Source organism: Kocuria oxytropis (assembly GCF_040981195.1).
GTDB lineage: Bacteria > Actinomycetota > Actinomycetes > Actinomycetales > Micrococcaceae > Kocuria > Kocuria oxytropis.
Window position 1 is genome coordinate 68,157 of the sequence record NZ_JAVFXA010000005.1, and the last position, 24,021, is coordinate 92,177.

The window sequence follows — 24,021 nt, forward strand, 5'->3', positions numbered from 1 at the left end:
ACGGAATTCGAAGGAGCACCACGGCATGCGTCTCGGAGTCCTCGACGTGGGGTCGAACACCGTCCACCTCCTGCTGCTGGACGTCTACCCGGGCTCCCGGCCGGAGCCGTACGCCTCCCACAAGCTGGCCCTGCGGCTGGTGCAGTACCTGGATGCGGAGGGCAACATCTCCGACGACGGCCGGGACGCCCTCACCGCGTTCGTGATCGAGGCGCGGGACTTCGCCGTGGAGAACCGGGCCGAGGACTTCCTGGCCTTCGCGACCTCCGCGATCCGTGAGGCCGGCAACGGGGCGGAGGTGCTGGACCACGTGCAGTCGCGCTCCGGTGTGACCCTCACGGAGCTGGCCGGGGACCAGGAGGCCGCCGTGACGTTCTTCGCGGTGCGCCGCTGGTTCGGCTGGGGCGCGGGGACCGTCCTGGACCTCGACATCGGGGGAGGGTCCTTCGAGATGGCGCTGGGCGGCAACGCGCTGCCCACCGTGGCGACCTCCGTGCCGCTCGGCGCGGGACGGCTCACCCGCTCGTTCATCGCCGGGGACCTCGCCACGCCCAAGGAGATGAAGGCGCTGCGCAAGCACGTGCGCCAGGAGCTCAAACCCGCGGTGGCGAAGGTCCGGGACGCGGGGGAGCCCACCTGCGTGGCGGGCACGTCGAAGACCTTCCGCTCCCTCGCCCGGATCTGCGGGGCCGCGCCCTACGCCATGGGCCCCTACGTCCCGCGGACCCTCCACCTCGAGGACCTGCGGCTGTGGACCCGCCGGATGGAGGCGATGACTCCGGACGAGCGCTCCGAGCTGCCCGGCGTCTCGCCCGCCCGCGCCGGGCAGATCCTCGCCGGGGCCGTGGTCGCCGAGGCCGCCATGGACGCCTACGACGTCGAGTCGATCCGGATCTGCCCGTGGGCGCTGCGCGAGGGACTCATCCTGCGCCGCCTGGACCAGCTGAACAGCCACTCGGACGTCCGCACCGTGGACCCCCGGCACCTGGTGGGTGCGGCGTGAGCGCGCAGCCGGGCCCCGCCGCGGAGCCGTACCGGCCCCACGTGGCCCTGTCCACCAGCTCCCTCTATCCGCTCGGGGTCCCGGAGACGTTCGAGGCGGCGGTGGAGCTGGGCTACGACAGCGTGGAGGTGCTCGTCACGCACGAGCGGATGAGCCAGCTCACCCACCAGCTGCAGGACCTCGTGCAGCGCCACCAGCTGCCCATCTCGACGATCCACGCGCCCACCCTGCTGCTGACCCAGCAGGTGTGGGGCAAGTCCTGGACCAAGATCCAGATGGCCGCAGCCCTCACCGAGCAGGTGGGCGCGGAGGTCGTGGTCGTCCACCCGCCCTTCCGCTGGCAGCGCCGGTACGCGGCGAACTTCGTGGAGGGCGTGCGGGTGGTCTCCCGCGCCACCGGCGTGAAGATCTCGGTCGAGAACATGTACCCCTGGCGGGTGCGCGGACGCGACACCGTGGTCTACGCCCCGCACTACAGCCCGCTGGGGCTGGACTACGACTGGGTGACGTGGGACTTCTCCCATGCCGCGACCGCCCGCATGGACTCCCTGGCCGCGATCCGGGAGCTGGGCCCCCGGCTCGGCCACGTGCACCTGACGGACGGCTCGGGCGAGACCACGGCGGACGAGCACCTGCTCCCGGGGCACGGCGTGCAGCCCGTCGCCGAGTCCCTCCAGCACCTCGCCTCCACCCGGTGGCAGGGCATCATCGGGGTCGAGGTCTCCACGCGCCGCTCGAAGAGCGCCGAGGAGCGCACCCAGTGGCTCGCGGAGTCCCTCGAGTTCGCCCGCCGGCACACGAGCCGGCCCGACGACCCCGACGGCTCCGGCACCGCGGAGGGCGCCGACGGCTCCGCCGGTGCTCCCGGGCCCGGGGACACCGGGGCGACCGGGGCCGGGGCCACCGGGGCCGCCGACGCCTGACCGCGGCGGGCACCCGGCCGCCCGGCCCGGGCCCACGGCGTCGCGCGGCCCCGGACGGCGTCCGGCCACCACCCGGCACCCGAAGCGCACCGCCCGACCGACGGCTCCCGAGCGAGACCTCCCCACGACCACCGTCCGACCGCACACACCGACCCCTCCACACCGCCCCCTCCTCACCGACCGATCCACACCGTCCGACCGACACCGATCCACGACCACCGACGAGAGGACCTCACCGACCATGACTCCTGTGCTTGCCTTCCTGGGCTGCGGCTCCATGAACGGATCCATCCTGCGGGGGGTGCTGGCCTCCGGCGTGCCCGTCGACCGGATCCGGGCCACCGTCCGCTCCGCGGAGAGCGCCCGCCGACTCGAGGCCGAGACGGGGGTGCGCCCCTACGTCACCGGGGAGGACCCCGAGGCCAACCGGCGGGCCGCGCAGGAGGCGGACGTCGTGCTGCTCGGCGTGAAGCCCGTCGGCATCCTCGACCTCGCCCGCGAGATCGCCCCCGCCCTGCGCCCCGGCACGGTCGTTGCCTCGGTGGCCGCGGGGATCTCCGTCGGCGCCCTCGAGCGCGCCCTGCCCGCCGGCCAGCCGGTGGTGCGCACCATGCCGAACACGCCCTCCAGCGTGGGCCGCGGGGTCGTCTCGGTGACCCCGGGCGGCGCCACCACCGCCGAGCAGACGGACGCCGTGCGCCGGGTCCTCGAGGCCGTGGGCACCGTCGTCGAGGTCCCGGAGGAGCAGGTGGACGCCGTCACCGGAGTTTCGGGCTCCGGACCCGCCTACGTGTTCCTGCTGGCCGAGGCCATGCAGCGGGCGGGGGAGCGGATGGGGCTGTCCGCGGACGTCGCGCGGGTCCTCGCCAAGGAGACCGTGTCCGGGGCCGGTGAGCTCCTGCGCCCGGCGGAGGCCGACCCCGCCGCCCTGCGCAAGGCGGTCACGAGCCCGAAGGGCACTACGGACCGGGCCATCACGACCTTCCAGGAGAACGGCTTCGAGGACCTTGTGGCCTCCGCTGCGCAGGCCTCCGCGGACCGCTCGGCGGAGCTCACCCGCGAGTTCAGCGACTGAGCCGGTCCCGGGCCCGCCCCTCGTCCCGGCCCGGCCCGGTGCAGGGCGGCCCGGTGCAGGGCGGGCCCGGTCAGGGGCGGGCCCGGTCAGGGGCGGGCCGCGAACCGCTCGAGCAGGTCAACGTGGCCCGAGACGATCAGGAGGTCCCGCGAGGTGACCTTGGTGTCGGGGCGGGCATACGTGAAGTCCTCGCCCGGGGACTTCACGCCCACCACCGTCACGCCGTACTTGGAGCGGACGTTGGAGTCGCCCAGCGTGAAGCCCTGCACCTCCCGCGGCGGATACATCTTGACGATGGCGAAGTCGTCGTCGAACTCGATGTAGTCCAGCAACCGCCCCGAGACCAGGTGCGCGGTGCGCCGCCCCGCGTCCGCCTCGGGGAAGATCACGTGGTGCGCCCCGATCCGCGACAGGATCTTGCCGTGCGAGGGCGTGATCGCCTTCGCCCAGATCCGGCTCACGCCGAGGTCCACGAGGTTGGCCGTGATGAGCACGCTCGACTCGATGGACGTGCCGACGCCGACCACGGCGGAGTCGAACTCCGCCGCCCCCAGCTGGCGCAGCGCGTCGATGTCGGTGGCCTCGGCCTCGACCACGTGGGTGAGCTGCCCGGAGAGCTTCTGCACGAGCTGGGCGTCCCGCTCCACGCCCAGCACCTCCCGGCCCTGGCGGGCCAGCTGGAGCGCGGTGGCCGTGCCGAAGCGGCCGAGGCCGATCACGAGCACGGGGACGCTGTGGGACGAACGGTCAGCCAATGATGGGCCTTTCCTCGGGGTACTTGTAGAGGCGCCGGCGCGAGCGCAGGGCCAGGGCGGCGGCCACGGTGGTGATGCCGATGCGCCCCACGAACATGGTCGCCGCGAGCACGTACTTGCCCTCCGGCGGCAGCTCCGCGGACAGGCCCACGCTCAGCCCGCACGTGGCGTAGGCCGAGATCACCTCGAACAGCACCCGGTCCAGGGGCGCGTCGGAGACGGCGAGCAGGAGCCCGCAGCCGAGCAGCACGATCGTCGCCCCCATCATGATGACCGAGATCGCGATCCGCAACGCCTCCTCGGGGATGGTGCGGTGGAAGGCGATGACGGAGCGGTCGCCCCGGGCCTCGGCCAGGACCGCGAGGAACACGACGGCGAGGGTGGTGACCTTGATCCCGCCGGCCGTGGACGCGGAGCCGCCGCCCGCGAACATCATGGCGTCCGTCATGAGCATGGTTTGCGGCAGCTCGCTGTTGGTGTCCACGAGGGCGAAGCCCCCGGAGCGCATGTTGACCGAGGAGAAGAACCCGTTGAAGATCTTCTCGCCCACGGAGAGGTCCCGCAGCGTCCCCGGGTTGGACCACTCGAACGCCGTGTACATGATCCACGCCAGCACGAGCAGCGCGGTGGTGGTCGTCACGGTGAGCTTCGTGTTGAGGTTCCAGCGGGTGAAGCGCAGCCCCACCTGCCGCGCCACGAGGATGACGGGGAAGCCGAGGGAGCCGATGAACACGCCCAGGGCGATGGGCACGACGATCAGCCACGCCGTGGTGTACGGGCCGAGACCGGCCTCGTTGGGCACGAAGCCGCCGTTGTTGAACGCCGAGATGGCGTAGAACACGCCCTGCCACAGGGCGGAGGGCACCGGCTCCCCCTCGAGGAGGAAGCCCACGGTGAGCACCCCCGCGAGCACCGCCTCGATGCTCACCGACGTCAGCACGATGATCTGCAGGAGCGAGCCGACCTCCCCGAGCCGACCGATGTTGAGCGCCTCCTGGGTCAGCAGCCGGGACCGGAGGCCGAGCTTGCGGCCCACGGCGAGCGCGAGGATCGAGGTCATCGTCAGGGTGCCCAGCCCGCCGATCTGCATCGCGATCATGATCACGAACTGCCCGAACAAGGACCAGTGCGTGCCCGTGGGAACGGTGGTCAGGCCGGTCACGGTGACGGCGGACGTCGCCGTGAACACCGCGTCCTCCAGCGACGTCTCGACGCCGGGGGCGGCGGACACCGGCAGCCACAGCAGGAGGGAGAAGCCCGCGACCACCACGGCGAAGACGATGAGCGCCAGGCGCGCCGGGGAGGATGCCGCGATCCGGTCCACGACGTCGCGCAGGGAGGTCAGCAGCCAGAACCGGCCGCGCTCCTCCGGGCGGATCCAGGGGCTGCGCTGCAGGTTGCTCACGGGGCCTCCTCCTGGTGTCCGGGCCGCGGCCGCCGGGGCGGGACGGGCGCGGCGGTCGCCGCGACCGCTGACAGTATCGCACTGCCCGGGGCGCCCGGGGGTGCCGACACATAGCCGGCCCCGGGCGGGGTCCGGGGCGCCGGCCGGGGCCCCGGGTGATCTAATGAGCGGTGTGACTCCTGCTACATCCGGGCCCGGCGCCCCGTACCCCACGCGACTGTTCTGGGACCCCGCCCTGCTCGAGTACAACTTCGGGGACCACCACCCCATGCACCCCTCCCGGCTGGAGGCCACGTACCGGCTGGTCCAGGGGTTCGGCCTCGACCGGCGGGACAACGTCACGGTGGAGGCCCCCGAGGTGGCGCCGGACGAGGTCCTCCAGCTCGTCCATCCGCGGCACTACGTGGACTCGGTCCGGGCCGTCAGCGCCGATCCCACCGTGGAGATCCCCGAGTGCGGGCTCGGCACCGAGGACACCCCCGCCTATCCCGGGGTGCACGAGGCGAGCGCGCGGCTCGTGGGCGGCACCTACCAGGGCGCGGCGGCCGTGCTCGCGGGGGATGCGGTGCGCGCCGTGAACTTCGGGGGCGGGATGCACCACGCCCACGCGGACCGGGCCAGCGGCTTCTGCATCTACAACGACTGCGCGGTGGCGATCCAGCACCTGCTCGACCAGGGGGTGCGGAGGGTGGCCTACGTGGACGTGGACGGCCACCACGGCGACGGCACCCAGTCGATCTTCTACGAGGACCCCCGCGTCCTCACGATCTCCCTGCACGAGACGGGCCTGACCCTCTTCCCGGGCACGGGCTTCGCCAACGAGACCGGCCGCGGGCCGGCCACGGGGCACGCCGTGAACGTCGCGATGCCCACCACCTCCGACGACGCCATGTGGCTGCGCGCCTTCGACGCCGTGGTCCCGCCCCTGCTGCGCCAGTTCGAGCCCGAGGTGATCGTGAGCCAGCACGGCTGCGACTCGCACTTCGCCGACGAGCTCACCCACCTGCGGGTCAGCGTGGACGCGCAGCGGCAGACCGCCGTGGCCGTGGCCGGACTCGCCGACGAGCTGTGCGAGGGGCGGTGGATCGCCACGGGCGGGGGCGGCTACAACTGCTACGACGTGGTGCCCCGGTCCTGGACGCACCTGGTGGGCGTCGCCGCGGGACACCCGATCGACGTGCGCGCCGCGGTGCCGCAGCCGTGGCGCGACCACGTCCGGGAGCGCTACGGCGTGGAGGCCCCCCGGGTGATGGGCGACGAGGTGGACCTGTGGTGGCGCTCCTGGGAGGTGGGCTTCGACCCGAACGACGAGACGGACCGCACCATCATGGCCACCCGCAAGGAGGTCTTCCCCCAGTGGGGGCTCGACCCGTGGTTCGACTGACCCCGCCGGCCGCGGGTCCCGGTGCCCCCGGCGCCCCCGACGGTCCGGGGCGGGACCGTGCCGGCGGGTGCGACGGCGCTGACGTGCCGCTGCCGGGAGCCGCCGGGCATCCCGTTTACAGTGTTCGGATGGGCAACAACGACGTGTTCGCGGTGATCGCCGACAAGACCCGGCGCGGCATCCTCACCGCGCTCAAGGACGGCGAGCGACCCGTGGGGGACCTCGTGGACGAGCTGGGGGTGTCCCAGCCCACCGTCTCGAAGCATCTGAAGATCCTGCGCGAGGCCGGTATGGTGTCCATGGAGGCACAGGGGCAGCGACGTCTCTACGCCGTGCAGCCGGAGCCGCTGGCCGAGGTCACCGCCTGGGTCCACGAGGTCGCGGGCGGGGCGGCGCGCGAGGCACCCGTTCCGGCACCCGCTCCCGGCACCGCCGCGACGGCGGGCGGGCCGGATGCGGCCGACACGGCCGGGACGCCCGGGCCGGTCACCGACCCGGTGCCCGAGGGGGAGCCGGTGGACGCCGGGGCGGCGTCCGTGCCGACGCCGGCCGCCGCGCCCGCACCGGTGCCGGCGGCCCCCGCCGGCACACCCGCACGACCGAGCAGGGGGGCGGGAGCGCGCGCGGCGGACATCCTGTCCAGCCTCTCCGGCCTGCGCCGCCGCACCAGGAACCCGCGGCGGTGACCGGTCCGGCCCACCCGATCCGAACGAGGAGCACCATGCACGAGGAGCTGTACCCGATCCGCCAGGCCGTACTCGCCCGCAATCCCGGAGAGGTGGAGTTCCACCAGGCCGTGGACGAGGTCTTCGACTCCCTGGGCCCCGTGGTGGCGCGCCACCCCGAGCTGCTCGACGCCGCGGTGCTCGAGCGCATCTGCGAGCCGGAGCGCCAGATCATCTTCCGGGTCCCCTGGACGGACGACCAGGGCCGCGTGCACATCAACCGCGGCTTCCGCGTGGAGTTCAACTCCGCCCTCGGGCCCTACAAGGGCGGTCTGCGCTTCCACCCGTCCGTGTACCTGGGCATCGTGAAGTTCCTGGGCTTCGAGCAGATCTTCAAGAACGCCCTCACGGGCATGCCCATCGGCGGCGGCAAGGGCGGTTCGGACTTCGACCCCAGCGGGCGCTCCGACGCGGAGATCATGCGCTTCTGCCAGTCCTTCATGACCGAGCTCTACCGGCACATCGGCGAGTACACCGACGTCCCCGCCGGTGACATCGGCGTGGGCGGGCGGGAGATCGGCTACCTGTTCGGCCAGTACAAGCGCATCACCAACCGCTACGAGTCCAGCGTGCTCACCGGCAAGGGCCTCAGCTGGGGCGGCTCCCTGGTGCGCACCGAGGCCACGGGCTTCGGCACCGTGATGTTCGCCGAGGAGATGCTGCGCACCCGCGGCCAGTCCTTCGACGGGCAGACCGTGCTGGTCTCCGGATCGGGCAACGTGGCGACCTTCGCGATCAGCCGCGCGCAGCAGCTCGGGGCCACCGTGGTCACCGCCTCCGACTCCGGCGGCTACGTGCTGGACCCGGACGGCATCGATCTGGACCTGCTCCGCGAGGTCAAGGAGGTCGAGCGCGGCCGGATCTCCGAGTACGCCGAGCGCCGCGGCGGGCGCGCCCGGTTCGTCGCGAAGGGCTCCGTGTGGGACGTGCCGGGCACCGTGGCCCTGCCGTGCGCCACCCAGAACGAGCTGGACGGCTCCCATGCCAAGAAGCTGCTCGGCCACGGCGTGCTCGCCGTGGCGGAGGGCGCCAACATGCCCACCACCGGCGAGGCGGTGCGGCTGTTCCAGGAGGCCGACGTGCTCTTCGCGCCCGGCAAGGCGGCCAACGCCGGCGGCGTGGCCACCTCCGCGCTGGAGATGCAGCAGAACGCCTCCCGGGACTCGTGGACCTTCGAGTACACGGAGGAGCGGCTCGGCCAGATCATGACGTCGATCCACGACACGTGCGCCGAGACCGCCGAGGACTACGGCATGCCCGGCAACTACGTGGCCGGCGCGAACATCGCCGGGTTCACGAAGGTGGCCGGCGCCATGATGGCGCAGGGCCTCATCTGAGCCCCGGCCGGGCCGGGCCCCGCGGGGCCCGGCCCGGCCGCCGAACGCACGTCCGACACGTCCGGACCCGCGATCGCTCCGCGGAGCGGCGCGGAGGTCCTACCCTGGAGACTATGGCAACGCATCGGCAGGTCCTGCAGTGGCTGGAGAACGAGCTGTTCGACGGCCATCTCGTGCTGGGCCAACAACTGCCCTCGGACCGCGACCTCGCGGCCATCCACCGCGTCTCCCGCAACACCATGCGGGAAGCGCTCAAGACCCTGGAGGCCCAGGGCATCGTGCGACTGTTCGACGGTCCACGCAAGTCGATCCTGCCCATGCTGGTGCGGGAGCCCGCGGCCTCCGCCGGCCCGGCGCTGCAGCTGCACATGGCCACCTCCGACTACCCCCTGCGCGACATCGTGCAGACCCGGGTGCTGCTCGAGACGTGGGCCCTGGAGCGCTCGGACCCGGAGCACCCGGCCATGGCCGAGCTGCGGGCGCTGCTCGAGCAGATGGCCCGGGACGACCTGTCGCTCAAGGAGTTCCACCACCTCGAGGTCAGCTTCCACATCGCCCTGTGCAAGACCGCCGGCAACTCGGTGGTCTCGGCCCTGATGTCCTCCCTCCGGGACTCGATCTACGAGTACACGATGGCCCTCGTGGGCCACGTGCCCCTGTGGAGCACCACCTCGGAGCGGCTGCGCGCGGAGCACCACGCCATCTACTCCGCCGTGGCGGCCGGGGACCGCGGGCTCGCGTCCCGGCTGGTGGCCGAGCACATCGAGTACCAGTACCGGGAGGCCGGGGTGGACCCGGACCAGGAGCAGCGCACCCCCGGCCCCGCCCCGGACGCGCCGGCGGAGCTCGTCCCGCCCGGCGCCGCGGGGGAGAGGGCGGAGGCCGCGGGGGAGCAGCCGGAGGCCGCCGGGGACGGGGCCGGCGGCGGGCCCACCCCGGTGCCGCGCAGCGCCTGAGGCGTCCGCCGCCGGGGGCGAATGCAGCAATTCGCCCCCGAGACGGTAGGGTGTCAGTGAACGTTTGCCCGGCCGTCACCGTCCGCAGGCCGGCACCCCGGGTTCCCGCCTGTCGCGCGGAGTTGCCGGGGAACACCACCGAGACATGAAGATGCGAGGGATCCTATGGGTTCAGTGATCAAGAAGCGCCGCAAGCGGATGTCCAAGAAGAAGCACCGCAAGCTGCTCCGCAAGACCCGTCACCAGCGCCGCAACAAGAAGTGACCCTGCGCTGAGCGCGCCCGCGGGGCCGCCGTCCGATCCCGGACGGCGGCCCCGCGGCGTTCCCGGGCCCGGCGACGGCCCCGCGGCGTTCCCGGGCCCGGGCCCGGCGGCCTTCCCGGGCCCGGCGGCGCCCCGTGCGGGCCGTAGCATGACCCCATGACCTCTCCGCAGCCCCCTGTCGTGACCCTCCTCACCCGGCCGGGGTGCCACCTGTGCGAGGCGGCCCGGGCGTCCGTGGGGCGGGTCACCTCCGGGCTGGGCCTGTCCTGGGACGAGGTCGACATCACCACGGACCCCGAGCTGACCCGCCGGTACGCCGAGGAGATCCCCGTGGTGCTCGTCGACGGCGTCCCCCGCGACTTCTGGCAGATCGACGAGCGGCGGCTGGCCCGGCTGCTGCGCGAGCGCCTGCCCGGCTGAGCGGCCCCGCCGTTTTGGGGACGGTGCGCCGCGTCTGGGATCATGGGCGCCATGCCCTCCTCCACGGTCCATCTGCTGCGCCACGGCCAGGTCCTCAACCCGGACCGCCTCGTCTACGGGCGGATGCCCGGCTACGGTCTCACCGAGCTCGGGGCGCGGATGGCGGAGGCCGCGGCCGCGGAGTTCGCCCGGCGCGTGAACAGCGGCTCGCGCATCGTCCACCTCGTCTCCTCCCCCCTGCAGCGGGCCCGGGAGACCGCCGCGCCCGTGGCCCGGGAACTGCACCTGCCGGTGCACCTGGACGAGCGGATCATCGAGGCCCCCAACCACTTCGAGGGCCTGCACGTGGACGTCCCGGAGCTGCTCAAGCCCCGGCACTGGGCGCACCTGCGCAACCCCCTGGGCCCCTCGTGGGGTGAGCCCTACCGGCTCCAGGTGGCGCGCATGGCGGAGGCCGTGCTGGACGCCGGGCGCACCGCCGTGGAGCTCGGCGGTGACGGCGCCGAGGCCGTGCTGGTGTCCCACCAGCTGCCGATCTGGCTCGCCCGGCGCTCCGCCGAGGGGCGCCCCCTGCCCCACGACCCCCGGCGGCGGCAGTGCAACCTCGCCTCCATCACCTCGCTGGTCTTCGACGACCTCGACGCCGGGCGCCCGCCCCGGACGCGCTACAGCGAACCGGCCGCCGACCTCTACTCAGGGGTCAACCAGCTTCCCGGTTCATAATGGCCGGGCCCCGCCGCCCCTCCCCGTCCCGTCCAGAGCACCAGGTGATCCGCCCGTGACCTCCCGCCCCGCGTCCGCCCCCCGCCCGTCCCGCCGCCGCGTGCTCTCGCTCGCGGGCCTCGGCGTCCTCGGGATCGCCCTCGCCGGGTGCACCGAGGAGGACTCCCTGGCCCAGCAGGCGAACTCCGGGGACCGGAAGGGCTACATCGCGGGGGACGGCACGGTCTCCGAGTACCCGCCCGCCGAGCGCGGGGAGCCGGTGCAGTTCTCCGGCACCCTGTTCGACGGCACGAGCCTCTCCGCCGAGGACCTGCGCGGGCGGCCCGCCCTGCTCAACTTCTGGTACGCCGGGTGCGCCCCGTGCCGGGTCGAGGCCCCGGACCTGCGCGAGCTCGCCGAGCGGTTCGAGGGGCAGGCCGCCTTCTACGGCGTGAACCTGCGCGACGAGCAGGCCACCGCCCGGGCCTTCGAGCGCACCTTCGAGATCCCCTACCCGTCCTTCGAGGACAAGGACGGCGGAGTGCTCATGGCGCTGAGCGCCTACGTGCCGCCCCAGGCCGTGCCGACCACGCTGGTGCTCGACGCCCAGGGAAGGGTGGCCGCCCGCATCCTCGGCATCGCCGACCGGTCCGTGCTCGAGACCCTCCTCGAGGACACGGTGGCCGAAGCGGCATGACGGCAGGCAACCCCTTCGCCGAGATCGTCCTGGACGGCTCCCTGCTCGTCGCCCTGCCCGTGGCCCTGCTCGCGGGCCTCGTCTCCTTCGCCTCCCCCTGCGTGCTGCCCCTCGTGCCCGGCTACCTCGGCTACGTCACCGGCCTGACCGGCGCGGACCTGCAGGAGCAGCGGCGCGGGCGCGTGCTCGCGGGGATCACGCTGTTCGTCCTCGGCTTCTCCGCGGTGTTCCTGCTGATGTCCGTGCTGCTGGCCCAGCTGGGCGCCTACGCCTGGTTCCTGGGGCAGAACTGGATCACCGTGGCCCTCGGCGTCCTCGTGGTGCTCATGGGCATCGTGTTCCTCGGCGGGGTCTCCTTCTTCCAGCGGGACCGCAAGATCGAGCGCCGCCCGCCCCCCGGTCTCTGGGGCGCCCCCCTGCTGGGCGTCACGTTCGGACTCGGCTGGGCGCCGTGCATCGGCCCCACCTTCGCGGCGGTGCAGGCGCTGGTCTACGTGGACGGCGCCTCGACCGGGAAGGCGGCCGTCCTCACGGTGGCCTACTGCCTGGGGCTGGGCGTGCCGTTCCTCGTCCTGGCCATGGCCCTGCGCCGGGGCATGGGCGCCATGGGCTTCTTCCGCCGGCACCGGCTCGGCATCCAGCGCGCCGGCGGGGCTCTGCTGGTGCTCGTCGGCCTGCTCATGGTCACGGGCGCGTGGACCGCGTTCGTCTCCTGGGTGCAGGCCGAGCTCGTCACCGACTGGGTGATGCCGATCTGAGCGCCGCCGACCCCCGAGCCCGCACCGCCAGCAGAAAGGCCGGCATGAGCACCGCAGCGACCCCGACGTCGGACCCCTCGTCCCCGGACCCCTCGGGGCGGCCGGGACCGGACGCGGAGCTGCCCGCCCTCGGGCCCCGCGGCATGGCCCGGTGGGCCTGGACGCAGCTGACCAAGATGAACACCGCCCTGTTCCTGCTGCTGCTCCTGGCGATCGCCGCCGTGCCGGGCTCGATCTTCCCGCAGCGGATCCAGGACCCCGCGGCCGTCCAGGACTACCTCGACACCAACCCCGTCCTGGGGGAGTGGCTGGACCGGTTCCAGCTCTTCGACGTCTTCTCCTCGGCGTGGTTCTCCGCGATCTACATCCTGCTGTTCGTCTCCCTGGTGGGGTGCGTCCTCCCGCGCGCGGCCAAGCACTGGCAGGCGTGGCGGGCCGAGCCCCCGCGCACCCCGCGGCGGCTCGAGCGGCTGCCCGAGCACCGCTCCCTGCTCCTCGGCGGGCGCGACGGCGCCGCGGCGCCGGCCCCGGACGAGGTGGTGGCCGACGCCGCCCGGCTGCTGCGCCGGCGGGGCTACCGGGTGGCGGTGCGGGACGCCGGGACCGCGGCGCCGTCGGTGGCCGCCGAGCGCGGGATGTGGAAGGAGGTCGGCAACGTCGTCTTCCACCTGGCGCTGCTGGGCGTGCTGGTGTCCGTGGCCGTGGGCTCCCTCTTCGGCTACAAGGGCCAGCGGGTGGTCGTGGAGGGCGAGTCCTTCGTCAACACCCTCATCGGCTACGACTCCTTCACCCCCGGCACCAACTTCGACGCCGACTGGCTCGACCCGTTCTCGGTGCGGCTCGACAGCTTCGAGGCCGAGTTCAACCGGGACACCACCGACCCGCGCAGCTACGGGGCGCCCCTGGACTTCACCGCGGAGGTCACGGTGCGGGACGCGCCCGGCGCCGAGCCGCGGCAGGAGGTCCTGAAGGTGAACCAGCCCCTGAACGTGGACGGCGTGAAGAGCTACCTCGTGGGCAACGGCTACGCCCCCGTGATCCGGGTGACCGACGGCAACGGGGACGTCGCCTTCGAGGGGCCGGTCGTGACCGTGCCCTCCGACGGCGTCTACACGTCCTCGCTCGTGCTCAAGGTGCCGGACGCCCGTCCCGACCAGCTGGGCTTCGTGGGGCTGCTGCTGCCCACCGCCGTGGGCGGGGACGGCGAGATGCCCCGCTCGGTGGACCCGGGCCTGGCCAACCCCCGGCTGATCCTCTCCGCCTACCACGGCGATCTCGGCCTGGACAGCGGGCAGCCCCAGAACGTGTACGTGCTCGACGTCGAGCAGCTCACCGAGCTCAACGCCATGACCAGTGAGAACGGCGCCATCACCCTGGACGCCGCGAACCCGGTGTACGAGCTGCCCGAGGGCAAGGGCACGGTGGAGTTCCTGGACGTGAAGCGCTACGTGGGTCTCGACATCCACTACGACCCCGGCAAGACGGGCGCGTTCGTGTCCTTCGTGGCGGCGTTCACCGGCCTGCTCATGTCCCTGTTCATCTCCCGCCGCCGCGTCTGGGTGCGCGCGGCGGAGACCGCCGACGAGGACGGCCGGCCGTGCACGGTGCTCGAGTACGGGCTGCTCGCCCGCGGCGAGGACCCCCGGCTCGGCACCGAGGCCGAGCGGCTGGACCGGCTGTGGACCGAGCAGTGGCAGGACGCCGGGGTGCGGGACACCGACCGGACGACCACGACGACGAGCGCGACGACCGGCACGACCGGCACGACGACGAGCGCGACGACCGCGGCCGCGGTCGACGCGGTGCGGGCCGGCGGCCGCCCGGGCACCGGGCCCGGCGCCGCGACCGGCAACGAGTGAGAGGATGGGCGGCATGACCGTCAACGAGACCCTGGGCGCCTGGAGCCAGCTGTTCATGCTGCTCGCCGCCATGACCTACCTGGTGGCCTTCGTGGCCTTCGCCTGGGACGTGGCGTCCCACTCCCGGACGCTGCGCGCGGCCGGTGCGGACGGGGAGCGGGAGCTCGTCGGGGCCGGTGCGGCGGCGGCCTCCCGGCAGGCCGCCGAGCCCGCCGACGCCCGGGCGGGCCACGGTGCGGGCCACCGCGGCCGCGGCTACCGCACGAGCGCCCGTTCCGCCCTGGCCGGGCACGTGGCGGACGAGCAGATGCGCTACACCGGTGAGCGCCGCCCGGCGGCCCGCGTGGCCGTGGCCGTCATGGTCCTGGGCTTCGCGGTGCACCTCGCCGCCGTGCTCAGCCGGGCGTTCGCGGCCGGCCGGGTGCCGTGGGGCAACATGTACGAGTTCTGCACCACGGGCGCCCTCGTCGTCGCCGGCGTGTACCTGCTGTCGCTGCTGGCGCGGGACCTGCGCTTCGTGGGCTCCCTGGTGTCCGGGCTCGTGGTGATCATGCTGTGCGCGGCGACCATCGGCTTCCCCACCCCGGTGGGTCCGCTGCAGCCCGCGCTGCAGTCCTGGTGGCTGGTGATCCACGTGTCCATCGCGGTGGCCGCCTCCGGGATCTTCACCATCACGTTCGCGATGGCCGTGCTGCAGCTGGCGCAGGACCGCCGCGAGCGGGCGATCCTCTCCGGCGACCGGCCCGGGGCGGGCTTCCTCGCCATGGTCCCGTCCTCCCAGGCGCTCGAGAACCTGTCCTTCCGGCTCAACGCGGTCGGCTTCGCGTTCTGGACCTTCACCCTGGCCGCCGGGGCGATCTGGGCCGAGCAGGCCTGGGGCCGCTACTGGGGCTGGGACACCAAGGAGGTCTGGACCTTCGTGATCTGGGTGGTCTACGCCGCCTACATGCACGCCCGCGCCACCCGGGGATGGACCGGCAACCGGTCGGCGTGGCTGTCGATCGTCGGCTACCTCTGCGTCGTCTTCAACTTCACCGTGGTCAACACGGTCTTCCCCGGCCTGCACTCCTACTCCGGGGTCTGATCCCAGATACTGGCCCCGGTCCCGGCCCCCGGAGCAGGAGCACGGACCGGGAACGGGTCCCGGAGCGGCGAACGGCCCGCACCGTCACGGTGCGGGCCGTTCGCCGTCCCCGCCGCGGGCGGGGACGGTGGCGGGGTCAGGAGTGCGGGGGCCTGCTGCCGGGGGAACCGTCCGTGGGGCCGTCCGAGCGACCGGCGGAGGAGCCGCCGGAGGGTCCCTCGTCGGGGCGCTCGCCGGGGCCGTCCTCCGGCCGGGTGTCCCCGTCCGGTCCGGTCCCGCCGTTGCGCCGCAGCTCCTCCTCCCACTGCCGCAGCTTCTCCGCCTTCTCCTGCTGCCGGCGGCGCTCCTCGAGGTTGCGCAGGAACTGGGGGTCGTCGTCCGGGCCCCTGCCGCGCACCGGCCGGGAGGACTCGGCGGTGCCCTTAGGGCGCCCGAGGAACAGCCACAGGAGGGCGCCGACGAGCGGCAGGAGGAGGATCACCGCGATCCAGCCGCCCTTGCGGAGGCCCCGCATGTCCGCGCTGTCGGTCCGGGCGCACTCGATGAGGGAGTAGACGATGACGCCCACCGCCAGTGCGGCCGCGCCGATGATGAGAATGGCTCTGCCCATGCCGACAATCGTAGGGGAGTTGCCTGGGCGCCACCTCAGCGCCCGGGGAGTTCTTCCAGGTGGCCCCGGTAGACTGGGGGCGTGAACTTCCTGAAGTACTCCCTGCTCCGGTTCGCGCTGCTCGTGCTGGCCTTCCTGCTCTGCCTGTGGCTGGGCGTGGGCCTGGTCCTGTCCGGGGTGGCCGCCGTGGCGATCTCCTTCGCGGTGTCCTACCTCTTCTTCCCGCGCCTGCACGCCGCGGCGGGGGAGGAGTTCCACCGGTGGTTCGCCCGGGCCCCGAAGCCGCGCAACCGGGTGGCGCTCGAGGACCAGGAGGTCGAGGACGCCTACGTGGACCGGCGCCTGCGCGAGGACGGCCGCGAGGTCTGAGTCCCCGGCCGCGGAGCCCTCGGGCCGCGGCTCAGGCCCACTGCCGCAGCAGCACCGCGAGCAGGAAGAGCACCGCCCAGCCCACGTTGAGCACCCCGCACTGCCGGAGCACCGGGATGAGCCGGCGCCGGTCCTGGACGCGCAGCACCGTGGCCACCGGCGCCCACGCCGCCGGCAGGAGCAGCAGCACCAGGAGCATCCACGGGTTGTGGGGCACCAGGAACAGCACCAGCGCGAACGCCACCGCGATCTCGGCGGTGAAGACCACCCGTGCCAGCGGGTCGCCCAGCCGCACGGCCAGCGTCCGCTTGCCGACCTCCCGGTCCCCGGGCAGGTCCCGGATGTTGTTGGCCATCAGCAGCGCGGTGGCGATCAGCCCGGTGGACAGGGACGCCACCAGCGCCTCGAGGTTGAGGGTCCCGGCCTGGGTGAGCGTGGTGCCGAGCACGGCCACGAGCCCGAAGTAGACGAACACGAAGACGTCCCCGAGCCCGCGGTAGCCGTACGGGCTCCGCCCGCCGGTGTAGCCCCACGCGGCGAGCACGGCCGAGAGACCCACCGGGACGAACCACCACTGCCGGCTGAGCACCACGAGCAGCGCGCCGGCGAGCGCGGCGAGTCCGAAGCACAGCAGCGCGGCCGCCTTCACGCGCCCCGGTGCGGCGGCCCCGGACCCGGTCAGGCGCAGAGGGCCCACCCGGTCGTCGTCGGTGCCGCGGATGCCGTCGGAGTAGTCGTTGGCGTAGTTCACGCCGACCTGCAGCAGGAGGGCCACCAGCAGGGCCAGCAGCGCCCGGACGGGCTCGAAGGAGTGCAGGGCCTGGGCCGCGGCGGAGCCGGCCACCACGGGGGCGAGGGCCATCGGCAGCGTCCGGAGCCGGGCTCCCTCGATCCACTGGGCTGGCGTGGCCACGGGCTACCTCCGTCGGGGACGACCCGCGCGGGTGCGCGGTGCGGGATGCGGGCCACGGCAGGGGTCCGGGGCCGCGGACCATTCTGCCACGGTCCCCCGTGCGGCCCCGGTCCGGCCCGGGCCCTACGGCCCGCACCGCCGCGGGGCGACGGGCGCCCGGGGAGGCCGCGGAGGCCGGGGAGGCCGGGGCCGCCTCAGCGGAGCAGCGCCGCGACCGCGGCGCGGTCCGGCTTCCCGGTGGGCAGCAGGGGCAGCTCGTCCGGCCAGGCCCAGCGCCGGGGCACCGCGGCGGCGCCGTGCCGGGCGCGCACCGCGTGCTCCAGCTCGGCGCGCAGCTCCTCCCGGTCCGTGCCGGGGGCCGCGACCACTGCTGCCCCCACCGCCTGCCCCCACTCGGGGTCCGGCACGCCCAGCACCAGGGCCTGGCGCACCGCGGGGTGCTCCGTCAGCACCGCGGTCACCAGCCCCGCGGCGACCTTGACCCCGCCCGTGTTCACGACGTCGTCGATCCGCCCGTGCACCGTCAGCACGCCCTCGGGGGAGAGCTCGCCGAGGTCGTCCGTGCGGTACCAGCGCGTGCCGGCGGCCTCCCGGAAGTGCCGCGCCGTCTGCTCGGGGTCCCCCGCGTAGCCGGCCGCGACGACGTCCCCGCCGAGCCAGATCCGGCCCGCCCCGGCCGGGCCGGGCTCCCCGGCGGACGCCGCGTCGTCGCCGGGTCCTGCGCTCCCGACGTGCACGGAGACCCCGTCCAGGGGCACGCCGTCGTAGACGCAGCCCCCGCACGTCTCCGACATCCCGTAGGTCGACACGATCCGGACGTCGGCGGCCCGGGCGGCCTCGAGCAGCCGCGGGGGAGCGGCCGAGCCGCCGAGCAGGATCGCGGCGAAGCTCTTCAGGGCGGCCACCGCGTCCCCGTTGCGCGTCCCGGACGCCGGCTCGAGGATCCGCTGCAGCTGGGTGGGCACGAGCGAGGTGTAGCGCACCGGGTCGTCGAGCTCCGCGGCCGCCGCCGCGAAGGACTCCGGGGTGAACCGGGCCGCCGGGTCGAGGACCACGGGCTCGGTCCCGGCGTAGAGGGAGCGCACGAGCACCTGCACCCCGGCCACGTAGTGGACGGGCAGGGCCAGCAGCCACTGGCCCACCCCGCCGGTGCGCCGCGCGGTGGCCATCGAGGACGCCGCGAGCGCGTCCCGGGTGAGGACCGTGCGCTTGGCGCGGCCGGTGGACCCTGACGTGCGCACGACGACGGCCGGGCCCGCCCGGCCGAGGGCACGGGTCAGCGGGGGCAGCAGGCGCAGCGGGTCGCCGGCCACGGGACCGTCGAGGACCACGGCGTCCCCGGGGACGATCGGATCGGCCATGGCGGCCCTCCTCCTCGCGCCGCCGTCCGGGCCCGGACGGCGTGCTGTCTAGAAGTAGTAGGGGAAGCCGGACCAGTCCGGGTCCCGCTTGCCCAGGAACGCGTCCCGGCCCTCGACGGCCTCGTCGGTCATGTACGCCAGGCGGGTCGCCTCGCCCGCGAAGACCTGCTGGCCGACCAGCCCGTCGTCGGGCAGGTTGAACGCGAACTTCAGCATCCGGATCGCCTGCGGGGACTGGGCGGCCACGTCCCGGGCGGCGGCGACCGCCGCGTGCTCGAGCTCGGCGTGCGGGACCACCTCGTTGACCGCGCCCATCTCGTGCATCCGCTGCGCGTCGTACTCCCGGGCCAGGAAGAAGATCTCGCGGGCCGCCTTCTGCCCCACCTGCCGGGCGAGCAGGGCGGAGCCGTAGCCGGCGTCGAAGGAGCCCACGGTGGCGTCCGTCTGCTTGAACCGCCCGTGCTCCCGGGAGGCGATCGTGAGGTCGCAGACCACGTGCAGGGAGTGCCCGCCGCCGGCGGCCCAGCCGGGCACCGCCGCGATGACGACCTTGGGCATGGTGCGGATCAGCCGCTGCACCTCGAGGATGTGCAGCCGCCCGGCCCGGGCCGGGTCGATGCTCTCCGCGGTCTCGCCCCCGGCGTAGCGGTAGCCGTCGCGGCCCCGGATGCGCTGGTCCCCGCCGGAGCAGAAGGCCCAGCCGCCGTCCCGGGGGGAGGGCCCGTTGCCGGTGAGGACCACGGCGCCCACGTCGGAGCTCATCCGCGCGTGGTCGAGGGCCCGGTAGAGCTCGTCGACCGTGCCCGGGCGGAAGGCGTTGCGCACCTCCGGGCGGTCGAAGGCGATCCGCACCCACGGCAGGTCCCGGAGGACCGCCCCGTCCGGGCCGCGCTCCACGCCGCGGTGGTAGGTGAGGTCCTGCAGGTCCTGGAAGCCCTCGACCGTCCGCCACTGCGCGGGGTCGAAGAGCTCCGAGACCTGCTCGGGGAGGTCGCTGCTGGCGGGGGTCCGGGTCGCGTCGGTCACGGGTCCGAGTCTACGGGGCCTGCTCCGCGGGTCCCGAGCCGCGTGTCCCCGGACCGTCCGGAGAGGTGCCGCGGTGGGCGGCCGACGCGGGGCCGCGGCCGGCACGGGCGGTCACGGCCGGCGCCCCGTGCTGTCCGCGCCCCCGGTCTCCGCCAGCAGCGCACGGACCTCGTCGGCGGACCCGCACGCCAGGGCCCGCCGCGCGAGGTCCCGCGCGCCGGCCAGCGTCACCGTCCGCAGCCGCGCCTTGACGAGGGCCACCCGGTCGGGCACCACGCTGAGCTCCTGGACGCCCAGCCCGGCGAGCAGCACCGCCGCGGCGGGGTCGCCGGCGAGGTCCCCGCACACGGCGACGCGCGTGCCCCCGGGCACCTCGGCGCACACCCGGGCCACCAGCCCGAGCACCGCGGGGTGCCGGGCGTCCGCCAGCGCGGAGACCGCGGTGTTGCCCCGTTCGGCCGCCATCGTGTACTGCGCGAGGTCGTTGGTGCCGATGCTCACGAAGTCGAGCCCGTGGGCGACGCGGCGGACGGCCAGGGCCGCGGCGGGGACCTCGACCATCACGCCGACCTCCATCCCCGCCGGACGGCCGCCGGCCGCCCCGGCGGCCTCGTCGAGCCGCTCCAGCGCCCAGGCCACCTCCTCGGCGGTGCTGACCATGGGGAACATGACGTGCACCGGGTGGTCCCGGGCCACCCGGCAGACCGCGGTCAGCTGGTCGCGGAGCACCTCCGGTGCCCGCCGCAGGAGCCGGAGCCCGCGCTCGCCGAGGAACGGGTTCGCCTCGGCGGGCGCCGGCAGGAAGGCCAGCGGCTTGTCGCCGCCGACGTCCCAGGTGCGGATCGTCACCGGCCGCCCCGCGAACGCCTCGGCGATCCCGGCGAACGCGGCCGCCTGCGCCTCGACCGACGGGGCCTCGTCCAGGTGGCCGAACAGGACCTCGGTGCGCAGCAGTCCGCACCCCTGCGCGCCGGACGCGACCGCCCGGCCGGCGTCGGCGGGCGTCGTGACGTTGGCGAGCACCGGCACCGGGTGGCCGTCCGCGGTCGCTCCCGGGGCGCGGGCCGTGGCCAGGGCGCGCTCGGCCTCGGCGGCCCGGGCGTCCGACAGCTCGCGCAGGCGGCGCCGGGTGTCCTCGTCGGGGTCGACGACGAACCGCCGGTCCCGGGCGTCGAAGCCCAGCACGGCGCCGGGTGCCACCCCCGCCGCGGCCGGACCGGCGTCGTGGTACACCGGGATGCCCCGGGAGCGGGCGACGAGGACGCCGTGCCCGGTGTCCCCGCCGGCCAGCGTGACGACGCCCGCGACCCGCTCCGGGTCCAGCGTCGCCGCCGTCGCGGCGTCGAGCTCCCGCACGACGAGGACCACGGGCGGACCGTCCGCCGGAACCGTGCCGTCGGGGGCGCCGGTGCCGGCCAGCGCGGCGAGCACCCGCCGCCGCACGCCGCGGACGTCCTCGGCGCGCGCCCGCAGGTAGGGGTCGTCCATCGCCTCGAGCTCGCCGCCCAGCGCGGCGAGCCGGTCGCCCCACGCCGTGGGCGCGGGGGCACCGGCGGCGATGTCGGCGGCCACGGCGCCGGTCAGCTCGGGGTCCGCCAGCAGGGCCTCGTGGGCCTCGAGGACGGCCCCCGCCGGGCCGGTGCCTCCGGCGGCGGACCGCCGCAGCGCGGCCAGCTCGGCGAGCGCGCGGTCGACCGCCGCGTCCGCGCGCCGCTGCTCCGCGTCCGGGCCGCCCGGCCGGTAGCCGGAGAGGTCGACGGCGCCGCCCTGCACCACCGCCGGGCCGAGGGCCACGTCGGTGCCCGCTCCGACGGCGGGCGGAGCGGTCACGGCCCCCGGTCCGGGTGCTGGGGGCGGCGCCGGCGCGGGCGGCCGGTCGCCCCAGGAGTCCGCCGCGAGCGCTCGCACCGCCTCGGTCAACGACGCGGCACCGGGCCCGGACGCCTCGAAGCGCAGCCGGTCGCCCTGCCGGACGGCGAGCGTGACCAGCCCGGACAGGCTGCGGGCGTCGACCGGACCGCGGCCCGTGCGCAGGTTCGTGACCGCCGCGGCCGCGTCGGCGGCCCGCACGAGCCCGACCAGCCGGGCGGCCGGGCGGGCGTGCAGGCCGTGCGGGGTATCCACGGGCAGCTCGGCGACGACCTCGGGCGCCGCGGGCGGTGCCGTCGTCGCGGCCGCCGGCGGGTCCGGGGCCCCGTCCAGGTGGTCCTGCTTGGCGGCCAGGCCGCGGCCGGCCTCCTCGAGCACCGACTCCAGCGGCGCGCCGGTCGCCGCCGTCACCACCGCGGCGACCAGCCCCTCGACGAGCGGAGCGGGGGACAGGCGCACCCGCGCGGCGACGTCGGGGGCCACGAACTCCAGGGCCATCTCCGCGCTGAGCACGGCGCTGCCGAGGTCGAGCAGCACCAGCACGCCGTCCGGCGAGTCGACGGCGGTGACGGCGTCGGCGACGGCGGCCGCGTCCGTGCCGAACCCGCCGCCGGCGCCCGCCGCCAGGGCGATCGGCGGGCGCTCGTCGACCATCTCGCAGGCCAGCTCGACGGCCGCCTCGGCCAGCGCGCGGCTGTGCGAGACGACGACGATGCCGATCACGGCAGGCTGTCGGCGGCGGAGCGCAGCAGCAGCGCCGTGCTGGTGGCGCCCGGGTCCTGGTGGCCGGCGCTGCGCGGGCCCAGGTAGCTGGCCCGGCCCTTGCGCGCCACGAGCGGGATCGTCGCGGCGCAGCCCTCCTCCGCCGCGCCGGCCGCCGCGGACAGCGCCTCGGCCAGGCCGGCGCCCCCGGCCACCGCCGCGTCGTAGGCGTCGATCGCCGGCGCCAGGGCGTCCACCATCGTCTTGTCGCCCGGCTGGGCCCTGCCGCGGGCGAGCACACCCTCCAGCCCGGCCCGCAGGGCCCTGCCCAGCGCGGCGGCGTCGAGGTCCTGGTCGCCGCCCAGCCCGCCGCCGGCCCGCAGGAAGAACGTGCCGTACAGCGGGCCGCTGGCCCCGCCGACGGTGCTGACCAGGGTCATCCCGGCCTTCTTCAGCATCGCGTCGGCGGCACCGGCGTCGCCCGCGTCGAGGGCGCCGACGACCGCCCGCATGCCCCGGTCCATGTTGCTGCCGTGGTCGGCGTCGCCGATGGCGGAGTCGAGCTCGGTGAGCTCCGCGGCGTGCTCGTGGACGACGTCCGCGAACCTCCGCAGCCAGCGTTCGAGACCCTCGGCGGTGACCTCGGCCATCACATGCCCCAGCGCAGCCCGGGCGTGCTGACCGGGGCGTCCCACAGGCGCAGCATCTCGTCGTCGGCGCGCAGCAGGGTCAGGGAGCAACCGGCCATCTCCAGCGAGGTGATGTAGTTGCCGACCAGGCTGCGGGCGACCGGGATGCCCGCCTTCTGCAGCAGCTGCTGGACCTCGGAGTACATGATGTACAGCTCGATCAGCGGCGTGCCGCCCATGCCGTTGAGCAACGCGATCACCGGGGCGCCGCCGGCCGCGGGCAGGTCGGCGAGGACCGGCTCGGCGAGCACGGCCGCGAGCTCCCGCGCGGGGGCGATCGGACGCCGCTCGCGCCCGGGCTCGCCGTGGATGCCGATGCCGACCTCGATCTCGTTCTCGTCCAGCTCGAACGTCGGCCTGCCCGCGGCCGGCACCGTGCACGAGGTCAGCGCCATGCCCATGCTGCGCCCCTGCCCGTCGACCCGCCGCGCGATGTCGGCGACCTCGGCGAGCGGACGGCCCTCCTCGGCGGCCGCACCGGCGATCTTCTCCAGCAGCACGGTGACCCCCACGCCGCGGCGCCCGGCGGTGTACAGGCTGTCCTGCACGGCGACGTCGTCGTCGGTGACGACCTGGACCACCTCGACACCGTTCTCGGCGGCGAGCTCGGCGGCCATCTCGAAGTTCATGACGTCGCCGGTGTAGTTCTTCACGATGTGCAGGACACCGGCGCCGCCGTCCACGCCGAGGGTCGCGGCGAGCACCTGGTCCGGCACCGGGGAGGTGAACACCTCGCCGGCGCAGGCGGCGTCCAGCATGCCCGGGCCCACGAAGCCGCCGTGCATCGGCTCGTGCCCGGAGCCGCCGCCGGAGACGAGGCCGACCTTGCCGCGCCGGGGTGCCTCGGCGCGGAAGACGACGCGGTGGGAGTGGTCGACGCGCAGGCGGTCCCCGTGCGCCGCCTGCATGCCGAGCAGCGCTTCCCGGACGACGTCGGCCGGGTCGTTGATGAGCTTCTTCATGCCTCCTATCCGACCACTCCGCCGGTGGTCCGGACAACAGTTCCGGGCGACTGTGGGCCATTGAGTCCTCGGCGCGCCGGCGGCGGACGTCCCGCCGGGGGCCGGAACCGCGCCCCGGCGCCCGGGGAGCGCTCCCCCGACGCCGCGCTGTGCTCCTGTGGTGTCCCCCTGCT

General features: G+C 74.8%; 24 protein-coding genes. 15 read left to right on the forward strand and 9 right to left on the reverse strand.

Features of this window, described 5'->3' with window-relative positions:
* The first annotated feature begins 25 nt into the window (after positions 1-25).
* The 3 genes from QYM41_RS06800 (at position 26) to proC (ending at position 3,001) form a co-directional block, all read left to right on the forward strand.
* The gene (locus QYM41_RS06800; protein WP_368798993.1) at positions 26-1,003 is read left to right on the forward strand and encodes a Ppx/GppA family phosphatase; all 978 of its coding nucleotides are present in this window, start codon (positions 26-28) and stop codon (positions 1,001-1,003) included.
* Positions 1,000-1,926 carry a sugar phosphate isomerase/epimerase family protein gene (locus QYM41_RS06805; RefSeq protein WP_368798994.1) on the forward strand — a complete coding sequence of 309 codons (927 nt, stop codon included), beginning with the start codon at positions 1,000-1,002 and terminating at the stop codon, positions 1,924-1,926. Before QYM41_RS06800 ends, QYM41_RS06805 begins: the two co-directional genes overlap by 4 nt.
* A 241-nt stretch (positions 1,927-2,167) precedes the next feature.
* Positions 2,168-3,001: a pyrroline-5-carboxylate reductase gene (gene proC / locus QYM41_RS06810; RefSeq protein ID WP_368798995.1), complete on the forward strand. Its 834-nt coding sequence runs from the start codon at positions 2,168-2,170 to the stop codon at positions 2,999-3,001.
* 86 nt (positions 3,002-3,087) lie between these two features.
* Here the strand turns inward: proC and QYM41_RS06815 are convergent, their stop codons facing one another.
* On the reverse strand, positions 3,088-3,756 hold the full coding sequence (locus tag QYM41_RS06815; RefSeq protein WP_017832491.1) for a potassium channel family protein: 669 nt from the start codon (positions 3,754-3,756) through the stop codon (positions 3,088-3,090).
* Positions 3,749-5,152 carry a TrkH family potassium uptake protein gene (locus QYM41_RS06820; RefSeq protein WP_368799146.1) on the reverse strand — a complete coding sequence of 468 codons (1,404 nt, stop codon included), beginning with the start codon at positions 5,150-5,152 and terminating at the stop codon, positions 3,749-3,751. The genes QYM41_RS06815 and QYM41_RS06820 overlap by 8 nt, the downstream gene beginning before the upstream one ends.
* A 172-nt stretch (positions 5,153-5,324) precedes the next feature.
* On the opposite strand from QYM41_RS06820, the gene QYM41_RS06825 reads away from it, so the two are divergent.
* The 11 genes from QYM41_RS06825 (at position 5,325) to ccsB (ending at position 15,347) form a co-directional block, all read left to right on the forward strand.
* On the forward strand, positions 5,325-6,545 hold the full coding sequence (locus QYM41_RS06825) for an acetoin utilization protein AcuC (protein WP_368798996.1): 1,221 nt from the start codon (positions 5,325-5,327) through the stop codon (positions 6,543-6,545).
* A gap of 128 nt (positions 6,546-6,673) precedes the next feature.
* Positions 6,674-7,231 (forward strand): ArsR/SmtB family transcription factor, encoded by a 558-nt coding sequence (locus QYM41_RS06830; protein ID WP_368798997.1) that lies wholly within the window; start codon positions 6,674-6,676, stop codon positions 7,229-7,231.
* Between the two features lie 35 nt (positions 7,232-7,266).
* Positions 7,267-8,607 (forward strand): NADP-specific glutamate dehydrogenase, encoded by a 1,341-nt coding sequence (gdhA, locus tag QYM41_RS06835; RefSeq protein WP_368798998.1) that lies wholly within the window; start codon positions 7,267-7,269, stop codon positions 8,605-8,607.
* A 113-nt stretch (positions 8,608-8,720) separates the two neighbouring features.
* Entirely contained in the window at positions 8,721-9,563 is an 843-nt protein-coding gene (locus QYM41_RS06840; protein WP_368798999.1) for a FadR/GntR family transcriptional regulator, read from the forward strand.
* 165 nt (positions 9,564-9,728) lie between these two features.
* Complete coding sequence (locus QYM41_RS06845) at positions 9,729-9,827, forward strand: 30S ribosomal protein bS22 (protein ID WP_005504750.1); 99 nt, start codon at positions 9,729-9,731, stop codon at positions 9,825-9,827.
* Positions 9,828-9,983: 156 nt separating this feature from the next.
* The gene (locus QYM41_RS06850) at positions 9,984-10,247 is read left to right on the forward strand and encodes a glutaredoxin family protein (protein ID WP_368799000.1); all 264 of its coding nucleotides are present in this window, start codon (positions 9,984-9,986) and stop codon (positions 10,245-10,247) included.
* A gap of 51 nt (positions 10,248-10,298) precedes the next feature.
* Positions 10,299-10,970: a histidine phosphatase family protein gene (locus tag QYM41_RS06855; RefSeq protein WP_368799001.1), complete on the forward strand. Its 672-nt coding sequence runs from the start codon at positions 10,299-10,301 to the stop codon at positions 10,968-10,970.
* Between the two features lie 55 nt (positions 10,971-11,025).
* Positions 11,026-11,646: a TlpA family protein disulfide reductase gene (locus QYM41_RS06860; protein WP_368799002.1), complete on the forward strand. Its 621-nt coding sequence runs from the start codon at positions 11,026-11,028 to the stop codon at positions 11,644-11,646.
* Positions 11,643-12,404 carry a cytochrome c biogenesis CcdA family protein gene (locus QYM41_RS06865; RefSeq protein ID WP_368799003.1) on the forward strand — a complete coding sequence of 254 codons (762 nt, stop codon included), beginning with the start codon at positions 11,643-11,645 and terminating at the stop codon, positions 12,402-12,404. The genes QYM41_RS06860 and QYM41_RS06865 overlap by 4 nt, the downstream gene beginning before the upstream one ends.
* Positions 12,405-12,448: 44 nt before the next feature.
* Positions 12,449-14,263: a cytochrome c biogenesis protein ResB gene (gene resB, locus QYM41_RS06870; protein ID WP_368799004.1), complete on the forward strand. Its 1,815-nt coding sequence runs from the start codon at positions 12,449-12,451 to the stop codon at positions 14,261-14,263.
* Between the two features lie 13 nt (positions 14,264-14,276).
* Positions 14,277-15,347, forward strand: coding sequence for a c-type cytochrome biogenesis protein CcsB (ccsB, locus tag QYM41_RS06875; RefSeq protein WP_368799005.1), 1,071 nt, complete (start codon positions 14,277-14,279; stop codon positions 15,345-15,347).
* Positions 15,348-15,483: 136 nt separating this feature from the next.
* Here the strand turns inward: ccsB and QYM41_RS06880 are convergent, their stop codons facing one another.
* Positions 15,484-15,957, reverse strand: coding sequence for a PLDc N-terminal domain-containing protein (locus QYM41_RS06880; protein WP_368799006.1), 474 nt, complete (start codon positions 15,955-15,957; stop codon positions 15,484-15,486).
* Positions 15,958-16,038: 81 nt separating this feature from the next.
* Here QYM41_RS06880 and QYM41_RS06885 point away from each other — a divergent pair, with 81 nt between their 5' ends.
* A complete protein-coding gene (locus tag QYM41_RS06885) occupies positions 16,039-16,326 on the forward strand; it encodes a DUF4229 domain-containing protein (RefSeq protein WP_368799007.1) in 288 nt (95 codons plus the stop codon).
* Between the two features lie 31 nt (positions 16,327-16,357).
* Here the strand turns inward: QYM41_RS06885 and QYM41_RS06890 are convergent, their stop codons facing one another.
* The 6 genes from QYM41_RS06890 to dhaK all read right to left on the reverse strand — a co-directional run bounded on the left by QYM41_RS06890 (position 16,358) and on the right by dhaK (position 23,848).
* Complete coding sequence (locus tag QYM41_RS06890) at positions 16,358-17,239, reverse strand: 1,4-dihydroxy-2-naphthoate polyprenyltransferase (protein WP_368799008.1); 882 nt, start codon at positions 17,237-17,239, stop codon at positions 16,358-16,360.
* Between the two features lie 194 nt (positions 17,240-17,433).
* Positions 17,434-18,600, reverse strand: a complete 1,167-nt coding sequence (locus QYM41_RS06895; protein WP_368799009.1) for an AMP-binding protein — start codon at positions 18,598-18,600, stop codon at positions 17,434-17,436.
* 48 nt (positions 18,601-18,648) lie between these two features.
* Positions 18,649-19,626, reverse strand: coding sequence for a 1,4-dihydroxy-2-naphthoyl-CoA synthase (locus tag QYM41_RS06900; protein WP_368799010.1), 978 nt, complete (start codon positions 19,624-19,626; stop codon positions 18,649-18,651).
* Between the two features lie 111 nt (positions 19,627-19,737).
* Positions 19,738-22,218, reverse strand: a complete 2,481-nt coding sequence (gene ptsP, locus QYM41_RS06905; protein WP_368799011.1) for a phosphoenolpyruvate--protein phosphotransferase — start codon at positions 22,216-22,218, stop codon at positions 19,738-19,740.
* Positions 22,215-22,847, reverse strand: a complete 633-nt coding sequence (dhaL, locus tag QYM41_RS06910) for a dihydroxyacetone kinase subunit DhaL (protein WP_368799012.1) — start codon at positions 22,845-22,847, stop codon at positions 22,215-22,217. Before dhaL ends, ptsP begins: the two co-directional genes overlap by 4 nt.
* Complete coding sequence (gene dhaK / locus QYM41_RS06915; RefSeq protein WP_368799013.1) at positions 22,847-23,848, reverse strand: dihydroxyacetone kinase subunit DhaK; 1,002 nt, start codon at positions 23,846-23,848, stop codon at positions 22,847-22,849. Before dhaK ends, dhaL begins: the two co-directional genes overlap by 1 nt.
* Positions 23,849-24,021 lie beyond the last annotated feature (173 nt).